Origin of the sequence: Acinetobacter sp. TAC-1, assembly GCF_029025845.1 — a bacterium.
GTDB lineage: Bacteria > Pseudomonadota > Gammaproteobacteria > Pseudomonadales > Moraxellaceae > Acinetobacter > Acinetobacter guillouiae.
Genome location: NZ_CP118892.1, coordinates 4,088,541 through 4,103,198, shown reverse-complemented (window position 1 = coordinate 4,103,198; position 14,658 = coordinate 4,088,541). Strand labels below are relative to the sequence as shown.

Genomic DNA, 14,658 nt, shown 5'->3' with positions numbered 1-14,658 from the left:
AAAATAAATATTTGTCTTAGATTTAAAGAAGTACTCCAAGTAGCCAATAAGAAAGTTAACGCCAAGCTGGAGGTTCAACCAATGGCAAAATATGGTCATATCAATCGTTTAAATTCTCTACAAGACCTAACTGTAGGGGATACAAGATATAAAATTTTTAATTTAAAACAGGTTCAAGCGAGTTTAGGTGATATTTCAAAATTGCCTAAATCACTCAAAGTATTATTGGAAAATTTACTTAGATTTGAAGATGATCAAACCGTGAGGCAAAGCGATATTCAGGCGATTGTTGATTGGCAAAAGAATAAAACTTCAGATCAAGAAATCCAATATCGCCCTGCACGGGTCTTGATGCAAGATTTTACCGGTGTACCTGCTGTGGTAGATTTGGCTGCGATGCGTGCAGCTGTACAGAAAGCCAATAAAGATCCCAATTTAATTAACCCTTTATCTCCAGTGGATTTGGTCATTGACCACTCTGTGATGGTGGATCACTTTGGGACAGATCATGCCTTCGATGAGAACGTCGAAATTGAGATGCAACGTAATGGAGAACGTTATCAATTCCTCCGTTGGGGGCAGTCTTCTTTTGATAATTTTAGTGTGGTACCGCCCGGAACAGGGATTTGCCATCAAGTTAATTTAGAATACCTAGCTCAAGCAGTGTGGCTGGGTGAAAGTGATGGCGAGGTATTTGCCTTTCCCGATACCTTGGTCGGTACAGATTCACACACCACAATGATCAATGGTTTAGGTGTATTAGGTTGGGGTGTGGGGGGAATTGAAGCCGAAGCGGCCATGCTTGGACAACCGATTTCAATGCTGATTCCAGAAGTGATTGGTTTTAAATTGACAGGGAAATTGCGTGAAGGGATTACCGCAACCGATTTGGTTTTAACCATTACTCAGATGCTACGTAAAAAAGGCGTGGTGGGTAAATTTGTTGAATTTTATGGTGATGGGCTGGCATTTCTACCGCTTGCAGACCGTGCAACCATAGCCAATATGGCACCCGAATATGGTGCAACATGCGGCTTTTTCCCGATTGATGAAATCACTCTAGGCTATATGCGTTTAACGGGTCGTAAAGAAGACCGTATTGCATTGGTTGAGGCCTATTGTAAAGAACAAGGCTTATGGCGTCATACTGGGGATGAACCTGTATTTACCGATGTGCTTGCTTTGGATATGGGAACCGTTGAAGCAAGTGTTGCTGGCCCGAAACGTCCGCAAGATCGAGTGGCATTGCCTGATATCCCACAAACTTTTAGTGCCTTAATGGCGCTGGATCTTAAGCCAGCTAAAGGTGAAGAAAAAGAACGTTTAGCCAATGAAGGTGGTGCAGGTACAGCAATTGATTCAAAACAGTCTGCTTTACAAAATGAAGAGCCGCATTGTGTGATTGATGGTAAACGCTATCCATTGACGGATGGTGATGTGGTAATTTCAGCGATTACTTCATGTACCAATACCTCTAATCCAAGTGTGATGTTGGCTGCGGGTTTGTTGGCAAAGAAAGCCATCGAAAAAGGCATTCAACGTAAGCCATGGGTGAAAAGCTCTCTAGCACCAGGCTCTAAAGTGGTAACCGATTATTTAGAAGCAGCAGGGTTATTACCTTATTTGGACCAGTTGGGCTATAACCTCGTTGGTTATGGTTGTACCACATGTATTGGTAATTCAGGACCTTTACCTAAACCGATTGAAGACGCTATTCAGTGCCATGACCTGAATGTTGCATCGGTACTTTCAGGCAACCGAAACTTTGAAGGGCGGGTACATCCACTAGTAAAAACCAATTGGCTTGCATCACCGCCTTTGGTGGTTGCATTTGGTTTACTGGGTACCATTCGTAGTGACATTACCAGCACAGCATTAGGGCACGATCAGCAAGGTCAACCGGTATATCTCAAAGATATTTGGCCGAGTCAAATCGAGATTGATGAGGTGCTGCAAAAAGTTAATACAGCGATGTTCCATAAAGAATATGCGGCAGTTTTTGATGGTGATGAAAAATGGCAAGCAATTCAAATCCCAGACTCTGAAACCTATGAATGGGATGAAAACTCAACGTATATTCGTCATCCTCCGTTCTTTGACGGTATTGATCAACCCGCGAAACCAATTAAAGATATTCTCAATGCAAATATCTTGGCCGTTCTTGGTGACTCAGTCACAACAGATCATATTTCTCCAGCGGGGAATATCAAGAAAGACAGTCCAGCAGGTCGTTACCTAGAAGCACAAGGTGTCGATCAAAAGGACTTTAACTCTTATGGATCTCGTCGTGGTAATCATGAAGTGATGATGCGAGGTACCTTTGCCAATATTCGTATTAAGAATGAAATGCTCAATGGCGAAGAGGGTGGCAATACCCTCTATATCCCGACAGATGAGAAGTTAGCCATTTACGATGCTGCGATGAAGTATCAGCAAGATGGTACGCCATTGGTCATCATTGCAGGTAAGGAATATGGTACAGGCTCATCACGTGACTGGGCGGCGAAAGGCACCAATCTTTTAGGAGTAAAAGCGGTGATTACTGAAAGTTTTGAACGAATCCATCGTTCAAATCTGGTTGGTATGGGGGTTTTACCGTTGCAATTTGTGGATGGTCAAACTCGTCAATCACTTAACTTAACTGGGCATGAGCAACTGTCGATTTATGGACTTTCTGATGACATACAACCACATGAAAGTTTAGATGTAGAAGTTAAACGTGTCGATGGTTCAATAGATCGTTTCAAAGTGTTATGCCGTATTGATACTTTGAATGAAGTGGAATATTTTAAAGCAGGTGGTATTTTGCATTATGTGCTGCGTAATTTAATCGCTTCATAGTCTAATCAATAAATCACAATATATTTCAGTTCTCCAAGCCCTGTATAGAATGCAGGGCTTTTTTTATTCGTTTAAAAGAGAACTTGATGTTGCTTTTTAAGGAAGTGGCGAATTTAATTGCCATATACCGAAAGAGTTAAAATAAAGTGAATCTGCTTCAAAAAACTCAGATGAGGAGCGTTTAGAAAGGTTGAATTTTTCCATATCCTCTTCAGCCCTGAATGTATCACCTTTTTTAAAATCAGGATCTTCGGCTAAAATATAAAGTAGAAATTGATTTAAGGTGAAACTGGCTTCATTGACACTAGATGAAATACAGCCATCCGGTTTTCCAAACTGATGCATGCCGCACGAATAAAGATATTCTTGATCAGAAACAACTGGTATAAATGCTTTAAAAATATCCAATAAATTCGTTGCAGAAAATTCGAGCCATTGTTCTTTGCTATGTGTAAGCCCTGCTGTTTCTATTTTTATACCTAATCCACCTGCCTTTAATAACGCTTGTCCAAGCTTAAGGGCATCTTGTACACTTTGAAAATGACCACCTTTGCATATGAGGTAGAGCACCATATTGTGCTGATCGATTTGATCGAGCTCATGGTCTGAAAAGCGTTGCATACTGAATAATCTGAATATACGACTTACTTCAGGATCATGATTATGTTCTTCAACTTCAACAAAATGATCAGAATGCAGTGATGTCATGATCATCCCCGCATAAATATACCCAGTGTCGCATTCAAGCATGGCATGAACTAATTCCTGATGATTTTTCCATACCCCAGGAATGCATAAAATAATCTGTTGTGAATTTTGCATTGTTCGAACTTTTATATTTGTAAAGTTTGATCTTAGCATTGCAAATTTAATTTTTCATTTTCACTGCTTATTTTTGATAAAATGAGCTGGATTTTTTGAGCCTAGATTTGAACCATGACTGAACTTTTCCAAAATGATGAATATGAGCGCCGTTTTGCAGGCGTAGCCAAAATTTATGGAGAAGAGACATTTAATCACTATGAAAAAAGTCATGTCATGGTGATTGGTATTGGTGGGGTCGGCTCATGGGCGGTCGAAGCCTTAGCACGTACAGGGATTGGCGAGTTAACACTGGTCGATATGGATTCAGTGGCTGCTTCAAATATCAACCGACAATTGCCTGCAATGACCTCTACTTTAGGTCATGAGAAAATTGAAGTCATGGCTGAACGTTGCCGTTCAATTAATCCTCGGATCAAGATCAATTTGATTGATGATTATCTCAGCCCTGACAATGTAAAAGAAATTCTAGAAAATGTTCCCGATATTATTTTAGATTGCATCGATGACGTTAAAGCAAAATTTGCACTTATGCTACATTGTCGTTTTAATAAAATTCCTTTGATTGTTTCGGGTGGGGCAGGTGGTAAGCTTGATCCTTTAAAAATTCGTGTTGCTGATTTATCTAAAACAGAACAAGATCCGATGCTTGCAAAATTGCGGAGTCAGTTGCGCGCCAAAGGCATTTGTAAGAAACCAAAAGAAAAATTTGGCATTACTTGTGTGTATTCAATTGATAATCCTTTTTCCAGTGCTGATGTGTGTGCGAGTGCAGGCTTGCGCTGTGGTGGATATGGCTCGGCAGTGGTGGTGACTTCTAGTTTTGCGATGGTCGCTGTTGCAGAAGTGTTGAAAAAGTTAGATCGGATCAAATAAGCGTTTGGTATTTTTAAGTAAAAGTTTAGATGCATTTAAAAATCATAAAAATTCAGTTAAATTAATCTGAAATAAACGCAATAACAGAGAACAATCAAAATGAGTTTTTTCAAAAAGTTATTTGGAAAGAAAGAACAACAAATACAAATCAATCGAAACCGCTATGCTGAATTTTGGCAATGGTTTGAGCAGCATCAACAGGATTTCCATCGTATTGTGGATGAGTTAAATCAAGATACGATTCAGGCGGATTTCTTTGATAAATTATCGCCTGAATTGGCCAAAGTTCATGGTGGAATTTTTTTCCTTACCGGGATGCTTGACCCACAAACAGCTGAATTGATTTTAACGCCAGATGGTGTTGTGGCAAATATTGTATTTGTAGAGGAGTTGGTGGCAGCAGCCCCTGAAATTCCTGGCTGGAAATTTACCGCACTTAAACCCGCAAGTGATATTCAGCAAACCAGTATTGGTATGCATGGTCATGAGTTTAGTCAAAAAACGCTATCGTTTTATTTAAAAGACCATGAAGAATATCCAGATGAAACTGATCTTGTGGTTGTGCATGATCAATATAATGAAGCTCAAAAAGCTGAATTCTTACAAGCGGTTTATATCTTTTTGGATAATTATTTGGGTGAATATGATTCGATTACAAAGCTAGATCAAGTTTCGCTACAATTCAGACAAGATGCTGAAAAAGAATTAATGCCTATCGATCGTTTAAAGAATATTTTAATTTTAAAGAACAGTGAAATTTCTCGCTTAGACAAAATAACCCGCTCAAGTACTGATGAAGATGAATATATCAGTTTGGAGGGGGAGACCAATGAAGGGTTGCCTTTGGTGGCGATCTTAAACAGTACCCTTTTAACATGGGATCAAAAGGCTTCTCATCCGTGGATGCTGCTGATAGAAATACCTTATGCTGGTCAGAACTCAAGTGGTATGCCGTCTGCAACAGATTATGAGTTGCTTAACGCGATTGAAGAAGAATTATTAGATGAGCTAAAGGATTTTGAAGGGTATTTAAATATTGGGCGAGAAACTGGTAATAACTTAAGAACAATGTATTTTGCTTGTAAAGAGTTTAGAAAACCCGCCAAAGTTATAGATCAGGTTGTTGAAAAATATCAGAACAACTTTGAAATCGATGTCAGCCTATTTAAAGATAAATATTGGCGTTGTTTAAATAAGTTTGGTCGTTAACTATGCTGAAAAGTCGCTTGAAATGCGCTATAGCATTCAGACCATAGACATGGACAGCTTAGAGAATGAAGCGGCTTTTTAATCGACCTATCCCCGATCTTAAAATAATAATATTGGCGATCCTGTTGATTGGTGGAATTGGATATTATCTTTATTCAACGGTTCGTCATTTTCAGGCGGTCAACCAATTGGATGAAGCTAAAACGATAATGCGTGATATACAGAACTTGTTGGGATGGTCAATCCTTCAACCTCAAGCGGATGCAATTCAAGTCTGTAATTTGCAAAATATCCAACAGATCAGCAAACAAGAAGAGTTTCAAAAGATCAAGCAACTGCTGGGCTGGGAGGTCAATATTCAACAACACAGCAAATATGTTGAAAGTATAAAAGTATATGCTGCACCTGATTTACACGGCTGTATTATACGTGCTCATTTTCGAAAAGACGCCTTTGTGAGTGATGAGCTTGCTGGTAAGTATATTGCTTACCAATATGATTTTAAAAAAAGCACCACAACATGCGTCACCAATATAAAAAAGTATGCTTTAGTGAAATCTTGCACGCGCTTGTAAAAAACATACTTTATCTGTTCCGCTCAATCAGTCCTGTAAATAAATAAACTCAGGCTGCTGGGGCGTTTTACCTGTTTGCTTTGCGATAAAACCATCATAAAGATTGAGTAAAATAACAGTGCAAATAATACAAATAAAAACCAGTAATTGTTTGGATATGCTCATGCTATTTCTCTCTGATCTAAGTCGCTTTAAGTAAAGTCTAGTGAAATTAAACAATCTAATCTAATATAGAAAAAAGCAGGATTGATCTAATTTTGAGATGGGTATGGCGACATTCAAACAATTTAATTATTTGATTAGAATTGTGGAGGAAGGTGGTTTTATTGCAGCTTCTGAAAAGCTGTTTATTGCTCAATCTGCTTTAAGTCGTCAGATCAAGCTTTTAGAGGACGAAGTAGGATTTGAAATTTTTGACCGCAGTGATAAAAAAATAAAACTCACTCAAGCAGGGCAGTTCTTTTATGCTCAAATTAAAAATAATTTACTGAACTTAGATCATATTATTGAAAATGCTAAAGATATTTCAGATGGAAAAAATCGACTCATTAAAATTGCACACTCAAGTTCTATTACCATGAGCTTAGAAAAAGTTAAAGTATTTGATCAAACCTCAAAGCATCTCAATGTTAATTTCGAGATCAATACCTTGTCATCTGAAGACCAAATTCTTGCACTGATGAAAGGAAATATTGATGTTGGTTTTATTCGCCCACCTGTTTTAAATCGCTTAGATGAGTTATATACAACCACGCTCTACCCTGAACCTTTATACGTTGCACTACATCAAAATCATATACTCGCTTCAGAACGCAGTATTAAAATCCAACAGCTAAAGCATGAAAATTTTGTTTCTACACCACATGCGGAACGGGGCGGATTAAGTTACTTGGTTGCAAACCTTTGCCTAAGTGCTGGTTTTTCTCCAAAGAAAGCGGCGGTTCAGTCCCGTAAAGTTTCACAATTGCAATTGGTGGCTGCTGAAATTGGAATTTGTATTGTTCCTGAAGAATTTAGGCATATTCTACCTAAACAGGTAAGACTGATTGCTTTGGATGCAGAAAATGCATGGTCTGATGTTGTGATGGTCTGGAGTAAAAATGCAGATGGTGTCATTCAGCGATGTACTGAATACATGATCAAACAGTTTCAACGATGATCTTTAAAGACCATCGTTTGATTGAAAAGATAGCTGTAGATTAAGATTGTATAGAATCGTAGAAATTTTCAGTCGTGATCAGACAGACTGTTCACGAATATAATCTTCTGTACGCTTCATGGCTTCTTTAATATTGATAATGGCATTTTCAACATCTGCAAATGTTTTGGCATTACCACCACTTAAAGCCTGACGCCATTTACGGGCACCGGGTAGGTTTTGGAATAAGCCTAAAATATGGCGCGTAATAATCGATAGAGGTGCGCCTTCTTGCATACGTTTAGCAATATAAGGCAGCATTTGGTCGATAATATCAAAGCGATCAGGTAAATCTAAATTCCAAAGTTGACCTAATTCTGCCAAGAGGTAAGGGTTGTGATAAGCCTCACGCCCAATCATGACCCCATCAACATGCTTTAAATGTGCTTGCGTTTCAGCGAACGTTTTAACCCCACCATTGATCTCGATCAGTAGCTCAGGACGCTCTTGTTTTAAACGATACACATCTTCGTAGCGTAGTGGTGGAACATCGCGGTTTTCTTTTGGTGATAAACCTTGAAGCAGAGCAATACGGGCATGTACGATAAAATTATCACATCCAGTTTTCGCAACGGTATCGACAAAATGTAGCATCTCTTCATAAGATTGCATGTCATCTATACCGATACGGTGTTTTACTGTGACTGGAATATCAACTGCATTACGCATTTCAGCAATACATTCTGCAACCAAATCAGGCTCTGCCATTAAGCAGGCACCAATCTTATTGTTTTGTACGCGGTCACTTGGACAGCCCACATTTAAATTGATTTCGTCATAACCCCAGTCTTGAGCCATTTTGCTACAAGTTGCAAGATCTTTCGGATTTGAACCACCGAGCTGTAGAACAATTGGATGTTCTTCATGGTTATAGTCCAAATGACGATTTGCTCCACCGTAGATAATGGCACCTGTAGTAACCATTTCTGTATAGAGGATAATATTGGGGTTAAACAAACGTGCAAAGAAACGATAGTCACGAGTTGTCCAATCCATCATCGGGGCAACACTGATTCGTGGTTTTCTTTTAATATCATTGCTTTGTAAAATATTCATTTAAAATCACCAACTTGAATCAATATTTGTTTAAAACTATTAAGAACCATTTTAACTTATTTTACGCTTTTTAAAATTTGATTTACGCCATAATTGCGCCATAATGCTCATGAGAAGGTTTAGGGCGTAAATTTATGGGGACAATAGCACAGCGAAAATTAGTTAATGGCACTATACGTTACCGAGCTGAGATTCGTATTAATCGTAAAGGCTTGCCTATCTATAAAGAGAGTCAAACTTTTGGATCAAAAAAAATAGCAGCAGGCTGGATAGCTAAGCGAGAAGCTGAAATAGAAAACAACCCTGAAATTTTGTTTGGTCAAGAAAAATTAGTAGACCTAACGCTTACAGATGCCATAGATAGATATTTGGCTGAGGTTGGAAGTGAGTATGGACGAACCAAGACTTACGCACTTAAACTTATTCAGAAGTTCCCAATCGCGCAGCATATTATCACAAAAATAAAGTCAACTCACATTGCCGAGCATGTTGCACAAAGGAAGGTTGGAGTAGACAAATTGGGATTAAGTCCTATTGCCGCAAGTACACTTCAACACGAATTGCTACATATTCGAGGAGTTCTATCCCATGCCACTGTTATGTGGGATATCGATATTGATTTAAATGCTTTTGATAAAGCTACTTCACAGCTTAGAAAAACACGTCAAATATCAGCTAGTAAAAAAAGAGACAGATTGCCAACTAATGAAGAACTGCATTTGTTGACTAAATATTTCTCTGAAAAGTGGTCTAGAGCTAGCTACAGTTATCCAATGCATTTAATCATTTGGTTTGCTATTTATTCGTGTAGACGTGAAGCAGAGATTACTCGAATGGAACTGTCTGATTATGATCAACATAATCAATTATGGAAAATTAGGGATTTAAAGAACCCAACTGGATCGAAGGGTAATCATAAAGAGTTTCATGTTTTACCACCATGTAAACAAATAATAGACCTTTTAATGGATTCAGGTATAAGGGACAGAATGCTTAAGAGAGGATATTCTGCCGAATATTTGATTCCTTTAAGCCCTAAAACAATAGGGGGAGAATTTCGGAATGCATGCAAATTACTAGGTATTGAAGATTTAAAGTTTCATGATTTAAGACATGAGGGATGCACAAGGTTAGCTGAACAGGGGTTTACTATTCCTCAAATTCAGCAAGTGAGTCTGCATGACTCATGGGGGAGTTTAGAGAGATATGTATCGATTAAGAAGAGGAAAATGGTAGTAAATTATGTTGATATTAATAAGACTGTTGATAAGTAAAACTATACAATTTGGTTGGGCTAGTATTTATTTTTATTACTAAATTGAATTAATATCAATATATTAATTCAATTAAACGATTTATAAGTAATTTTTTGACTAAGAGTTATGGTGAACTCATTAAAAGATATGGTGAATTGAAAAAACGACTCGTTTGGGGTTGAAGGTTTGATGCTTATTTGATCATTCTTCTTATTTGAAAATGATGGTTCTTTTAAATTGTTCATTACTACTTAATAGTTTTCTTAGTGATGTATCTTCACCATCGCCATAATACGGGAGATACTTTTTCAATAAATTCTGATCTAGGGGGGGATTTTGCAAAGTATTTAATAGTTGATTCAGTAATTCAATTTCCTTTTCGGTTTTGATTGTTTCAGATTTTATGCGTCTTAAATTTGGGATTGTTTCATAATACGGCATTATATCTAAACTCTTATTCCTTTCTAATGTACCAACAACCTTACAGGCTAGTTCTTTCGTTACAAATAAACTATCAATTCGGGGAAGATAATTCTCTTTTTTTAAGATTTCATCCTTAAGCCAAGCTACATCAAATTTCTTAAATTCAGCCATATAACGGTTGTAAGTGGCCTCAACGACATTAGAAACAGATTTCCAACCATGTTGCTGCTCTATATAAATCGTATTGATGAGTTCAAGGAATAATTGTTCTTTTTTAAGTTTTAGATATTTTTTATACGTCTTGGTTTCTGAGTCAAAAGGTTGTTTGAGTAGTTCAACATTAATTGATTTTATATAATTTGAATCGAGTTGTAGGTAATCATCTACAAAATCCTTCATATCTAACTCTGAAAATGATAGTGGTCTAGCCTTTATTCCATAAATTAGCTCCGTACCTTCGTTCAATAAATCATATAACTCACTCAGTTTTGTCGTAAGTTTGGTTGATTTGAATTGCTCAATATAATTAATAAGTCGAAAGTAATTTTCTTCATTAAAAGAATTAAATTTTAATGCTAGTTCATGTAACTCAAATTCTTTGATTGCTCGGAAATAAATTTCTGATAGGTAGAGTTCAGTTCGTTGTAAGTCAGTTAGGTTCATATATATAAATATAAATTTTTAAATATCATTACCTTAAGTTGGAAAAAAGTCCAGTTTTTTTAATCATGCCTAATTCCTTCACTCATAGTTTTTCTAAATTTACACTATTGCTTATCACTGAAGGGCGATAGGAGTTAAGTGAATGAACCTTTCGACAACTGACTACTTATTTATGAAGTACAAGAAGCTAGCAGTACCATTGCTCGAAGTAGTGAATGATTACTATCCACATTTAAGTAAGGCAAAAATGATGGAACGGGCAAGACAGCAGGAATTTCCATTCACGTGTTTCCGTTTGGATGGTAGTCAAAAAGCACCATATTTTGTACATCTCAATGAGTTAGCAAAATTGTTTGATGAGCAATATTTGGATGCTTCTAAGCTTAAAGCATTAAATTTTTGAATTAATAAGGAATAAATATGAGTGTATATTCAGAGGCAAGAACATATTTTGGTCAAACTTCATTTCGTGATGATCTTGATGTTATTTCGATTGGATTTAATATCGCTGATGAAACTTTAAAATTGGTAAAGTTGCTCAAAGAGCTCAATCTCTTGAATATTGAAAAAGCAATATTAGAGAATGAGACAGCTTTTATATTTAAATATTTATTGATTGTGGACTTATCCCACAGAGGTCACTTGTATGGAATGGAATTCCCATTACACAGACCGAGTTTATATATTTCTAAATATTTTGATGTAGTGGAAGAAAATCTTACTCTTTTTACAAATTTAAGAGAAATAATTTACAACAATCGGTTTCATAAAACTGGTTTATTTGGTGTTTCAGACCATCCTCTTGCTCAAAAGCAACTTCAGGAATTTGCTGCTGAAGTAAGAGAACCATTGTTGATTATTTTAGAAAAATTAAAGACAGGTTTTCAAGACCAAGGTTTTAAAGATGGGATTAAAGCCGAACAGAAATATTCTTCTAAGATGAAACTTAAATACTTAGAATTTGGTCAAAAAATGATTGATAGTTCTAAGGAATTTAACATGATAGAGTTCACTCTTCATACTCGTGATTTCAGTTTTGATAATTATATCTCTGGTAGTATTTGTACAGTCAATTTTGATACAGTTTTAAATGATTTAAGTTCAGATAGAAATTTATTTATTGATATGTGTTGGAAGGAGTTTGCTGATGATTTTTTGGGTTGTTTATGGAAAATAAACCATAATTTAACTCGTGGATTTTATTTGGATTTTATATTTTGTGTAAAAAAGAAAAGAAAGCAAAATAGTGTGGATCGACTACAGAATTTTTTAAAAAATTCTGTATATACAAATAAAAATTTTAAGTTAATCAGGTCGGGTAGTCGTTTGATTTGTAATTCATCATTTTGTTATAACACTTTAAGCTCCGTTACCAAATTTGTGATGATGGATAGTATTTTTAATTTAAAAATAGAGGGGCATAAAACACTTGGGCGTGTTGGGTTTAAGAGTATCACTACACACATGATTTGATTGGCTAGGCATTAAATAAGGCTTTTTACTCATTAGATTAGCTGTATTGAGCGTTGAATAACTTTAGCTTTGCTGAAAATGATCAATTTTCTAACATTCCCTAGGATAAATAGATTGAAATGTTTCTATATTTCAATGAATCCTAGGGAATTTTTTGTCTGAAAAGCTGTAGTAGATATTATATATATGAATTATATAACTAAAGATTAAGAATTAAAAAATACTCAAACACCTGATCTGATGAGCATATTACGGAATTACTCATCATGAACATTCACCAACACAATCTCCATGAACCAAGACTGCTGATTGAAATTGAATCTTTTACCAAGAGGATTATCAAGGATGGTTTGAACAGAAAAGACTTACCTGAACTGGTTAGATTGCTAGATGCCTTTGAACAGATCTATTCATGTAATCATGTATATGCAGACTACGTTGGTTTATTTGAATTCTTAGCCAGCTATGAGTTTTATGGCTTTAAGCAGATGCAAAATGGTCAATACACCTATGCATCTCTTTTAGAAATAAGTGATTGGTTGCTAGATGTTTATAGCTGGTCATTCCAAGTTAATAATAGAAAAGTCCTGAACGATCTTCGTCAGTATAGGTTTGGAGTAAGTACTCGGTTTAAAAGGCTTAAGCAGCTCTCAGAAAGATTGTTCCATCGTTATAGCCGTAATCTCATTGTCAGAGTGGATTTGAAATATCACGTGGATAAACAGCATTTGGTTGATATTGAAATGTTTAATCTACATGTTCAAACGCTTCGTAACCGTATGGCAAATAAGCATACGTGTTTTAAAAACCTCAAGCTTAATGCTTGGTGTTTAGAGCAGGCCCGGTTAGGTAGTTATCACGTTCATTTATTCTTAATCTATGATGGTTCTACATCTACGTATGACTGTAAATTAGCTCGATGGGTAGGCATGGTATGGATGGATGAAATCACCAAAGGGCTTGGCTATTATTGGAATTGCCATACGAATAAGCATGCGGATGATGACTTGGAAGACAGTGGCAATATGGTAGCGAATACTGACATCATTCAGCAAAAGGAAGGTTATAGATATCTTAATGGCTTGGGTATGGTTAAGCGTGAAGATCCTAGAGGGTTAGATAGGCTTAAAGCTGTCTATAGTTATTTGGCTTGTATGAGTGCTGAGAAAATTGAACAACGTCTCAGGGTACGTGTGAAAGGTACGAGGGCTTTTGGTTGTTCTTCATTTTGATTGAGCACAAGGCTATACAGCTCAATACAGTAGGATAGAGTTATACATTATTAGCTAAAAATGTCATTTGGGGCTTTTAAAGGAATTGAGTCATACTCGGCTTAACTCCTCTAGGTGAAATTTGGAGATCATACTTGAGCACACATCTACATTTCACATAAGAGATTTTATGTTAAATAAATTATAGAATTTATATGTAGTTATAAAAAATATACCCTCGTCCCTTCAATAGATACTTACGGATATTGAGTTGTTTGATTTTTAAACTATGGTATAATTAAGTAATTAATATTTTTATTAATTAACTCTTGGTTAAAGAAATTCTATAGGAACTCTAGTGGATATAAAGGAATTAAAAAGGCAAATTATTTCTGGAGCTTTTCCTGATTTAAATAGCAATATTGCAGTTATTAAATCAGGGGATATATTAAATACTGTTACAGGGGAAAATCATAGTTATGAAATTCGGAAAGGATTCTCCCTGACTTCAGCTATTTTATGCGATAGCTTATGGGGTGAAGAAAACTTAAAAATTTTAGAGGAAATTGAGTCTAAAAACTTTACTGAAGAGAAGCTACAAGAAATTTTTGCTCAAGTTAGTTTTGAAGATGAGCATTGGGATTGGTTTAATAAAACATTATATTTTTCAGAAAAAGTTGGATATGAGTGGTTTTTTTTATATGTAAATAACAAACCTCAGGGCGCATCTTTGATATATAAGCCACAAGATGGTGCTTTAAATAATAGTCCTATCTTTTATGTGGAATTTATTGCTGTAGCTCCATGGAATAGGCAAATACCGTTTGTTAGAGATCGCCAATTTAAAGGAGTTGGAGCAATTTTATTAAACAAAATTTTAGAGTTCTACGTTAATAATGAGGGGCTTAATCCAGGTTTTTGTTTGCATTCACTACCTAAGGCTGAGACTTTTTATACACGGCTTAAGATGTTAAAAGTTCCATCGTTAACTAAGGATGGATTAATATATTTTGAACTGCCTCGTTCTGAAGCAGAAGTTTTTTTGGGCGCATAAA

The 14,658-nt window shown here is 36.2% G+C and carries 13 protein-coding genes; 10 read left to right on the top strand and 3 right to left on the bottom strand.

What is annotated here, in order from left to right:
* Positions 1-81 precede the first annotated feature (81 nt).
* The gene (gene acnA, locus PYV58_RS19145; protein WP_034610101.1) at positions 82-2,841 is read left to right on the top strand and encodes an aconitate hydratase AcnA; all 2,760 of its coding nucleotides are present in this window, start codon (positions 82-84) and stop codon (positions 2,839-2,841) included.
* 96 nt (positions 2,842-2,937) lie between these two features.
* On the opposite strand, the gene PYV58_RS19140 is transcribed toward acnA, so the two are convergent.
* A complete protein-coding gene (locus PYV58_RS19140) occupies positions 2,938-3,663 on the bottom strand; it encodes a DUF4261 domain-containing protein (RefSeq protein ID WP_034609776.1) in 726 nt (241 codons plus the stop codon).
* A 114-nt stretch (positions 3,664-3,777) separates the two neighbouring features.
* Between PYV58_RS19140 and PYV58_RS19135 the strand changes: the two genes are divergently transcribed.
* The 4 genes from PYV58_RS19135 to PYV58_RS19120 all read left to right on the top strand — a co-directional run bounded on the left by PYV58_RS19135 (position 3,778) and on the right by PYV58_RS19120 (position 7,482).
* Positions 3,778-4,539, top strand: coding sequence for a tRNA threonylcarbamoyladenosine dehydratase (locus PYV58_RS19135; RefSeq protein ID WP_034609779.1), 762 nt, complete (start codon positions 3,778-3,780; stop codon positions 4,537-4,539).
* A 99-nt stretch (positions 4,540-4,638) separates the two neighbouring features.
* On the top strand, positions 4,639-5,748 hold the full coding sequence (locus PYV58_RS19130; RefSeq protein WP_034609781.1) for a DUF695 domain-containing protein: 1,110 nt from the start codon (positions 4,639-4,641) through the stop codon (positions 5,746-5,748).
* A gap of 65 nt (positions 5,749-5,813) precedes the next feature.
* Entirely contained in the window at positions 5,814-6,323 is a 510-nt protein-coding gene (locus tag PYV58_RS19125; protein WP_034609783.1) for a hypothetical protein, read from the top strand.
* A 268-nt stretch (positions 6,324-6,591) separates the two neighbouring features.
* Entirely contained in the window at positions 6,592-7,482 is an 891-nt protein-coding gene (locus PYV58_RS19120; protein WP_034610103.1) for a LysR family transcriptional regulator, read from the top strand.
* Positions 7,483-7,560: 78 nt separating this feature from the next.
* On the opposite strand, the gene dusA is transcribed toward PYV58_RS19120, so the two are convergent.
* The gene (gene dusA / locus PYV58_RS19115; RefSeq protein ID WP_034609785.1) at positions 7,561-8,577 is read right to left on the bottom strand and encodes a tRNA dihydrouridine(20/20a) synthase DusA; all 1,017 of its coding nucleotides are present in this window, start codon (positions 8,575-8,577) and stop codon (positions 7,561-7,563) included.
* Between the two features lie 134 nt (positions 8,578-8,711).
* Here dusA and PYV58_RS19110 point away from each other — a divergent pair, with 134 nt between their 5' ends.
* On the top strand, positions 8,712-9,851 hold the full coding sequence (locus PYV58_RS19110) for a tyrosine-type recombinase/integrase (protein ID WP_034609788.1): 1,140 nt from the start codon (positions 8,712-8,714) through the stop codon (positions 9,849-9,851).
* 192 nt (positions 9,852-10,043) lie between these two features.
* Here the strand turns inward: PYV58_RS19110 and PYV58_RS19105 are convergent, their stop codons facing one another.
* Complete coding sequence (locus PYV58_RS19105) at positions 10,044-10,919, bottom strand: hypothetical protein (protein WP_034609791.1); 876 nt, start codon at positions 10,917-10,919, stop codon at positions 10,044-10,046.
* A 142-nt stretch (positions 10,920-11,061) separates the two neighbouring features.
* On the opposite strand from PYV58_RS19105, the gene PYV58_RS19100 reads away from it, so the two are divergent.
* The 4 genes from PYV58_RS19100 to PYV58_RS19085 all read left to right on the top strand — a co-directional run bounded on the left by PYV58_RS19100 (position 11,062) and on the right by PYV58_RS19085 (position 14,657).
* Entirely contained in the window at positions 11,062-11,322 is a 261-nt protein-coding gene (locus PYV58_RS19100) for a pyocin activator PrtN family protein (protein ID WP_034609794.1), read from the top strand.
* A gap of 17 nt (positions 11,323-11,339) precedes the next feature.
* A complete protein-coding gene (locus tag PYV58_RS19095) occupies positions 11,340-12,392 on the top strand; it encodes a hypothetical protein (protein WP_034609798.1) in 1,053 nt (350 codons plus the stop codon).
* Between the two features lie 266 nt (positions 12,393-12,658).
* On the top strand, positions 12,659-13,624 hold the full coding sequence (locus PYV58_RS19090; RefSeq protein ID WP_034609801.1) for an inovirus-type Gp2 protein: 966 nt from the start codon (positions 12,659-12,661) through the stop codon (positions 13,622-13,624).
* A 337-nt stretch (positions 13,625-13,961) separates the two neighbouring features.
* Positions 13,962-14,657, top strand: coding sequence for a hypothetical protein (locus PYV58_RS19085; protein WP_051670950.1), 696 nt, complete (start codon positions 13,962-13,964; stop codon positions 14,655-14,657).
* The last annotated feature ends 1 nt before the right edge of the window (position 14,658 follow it).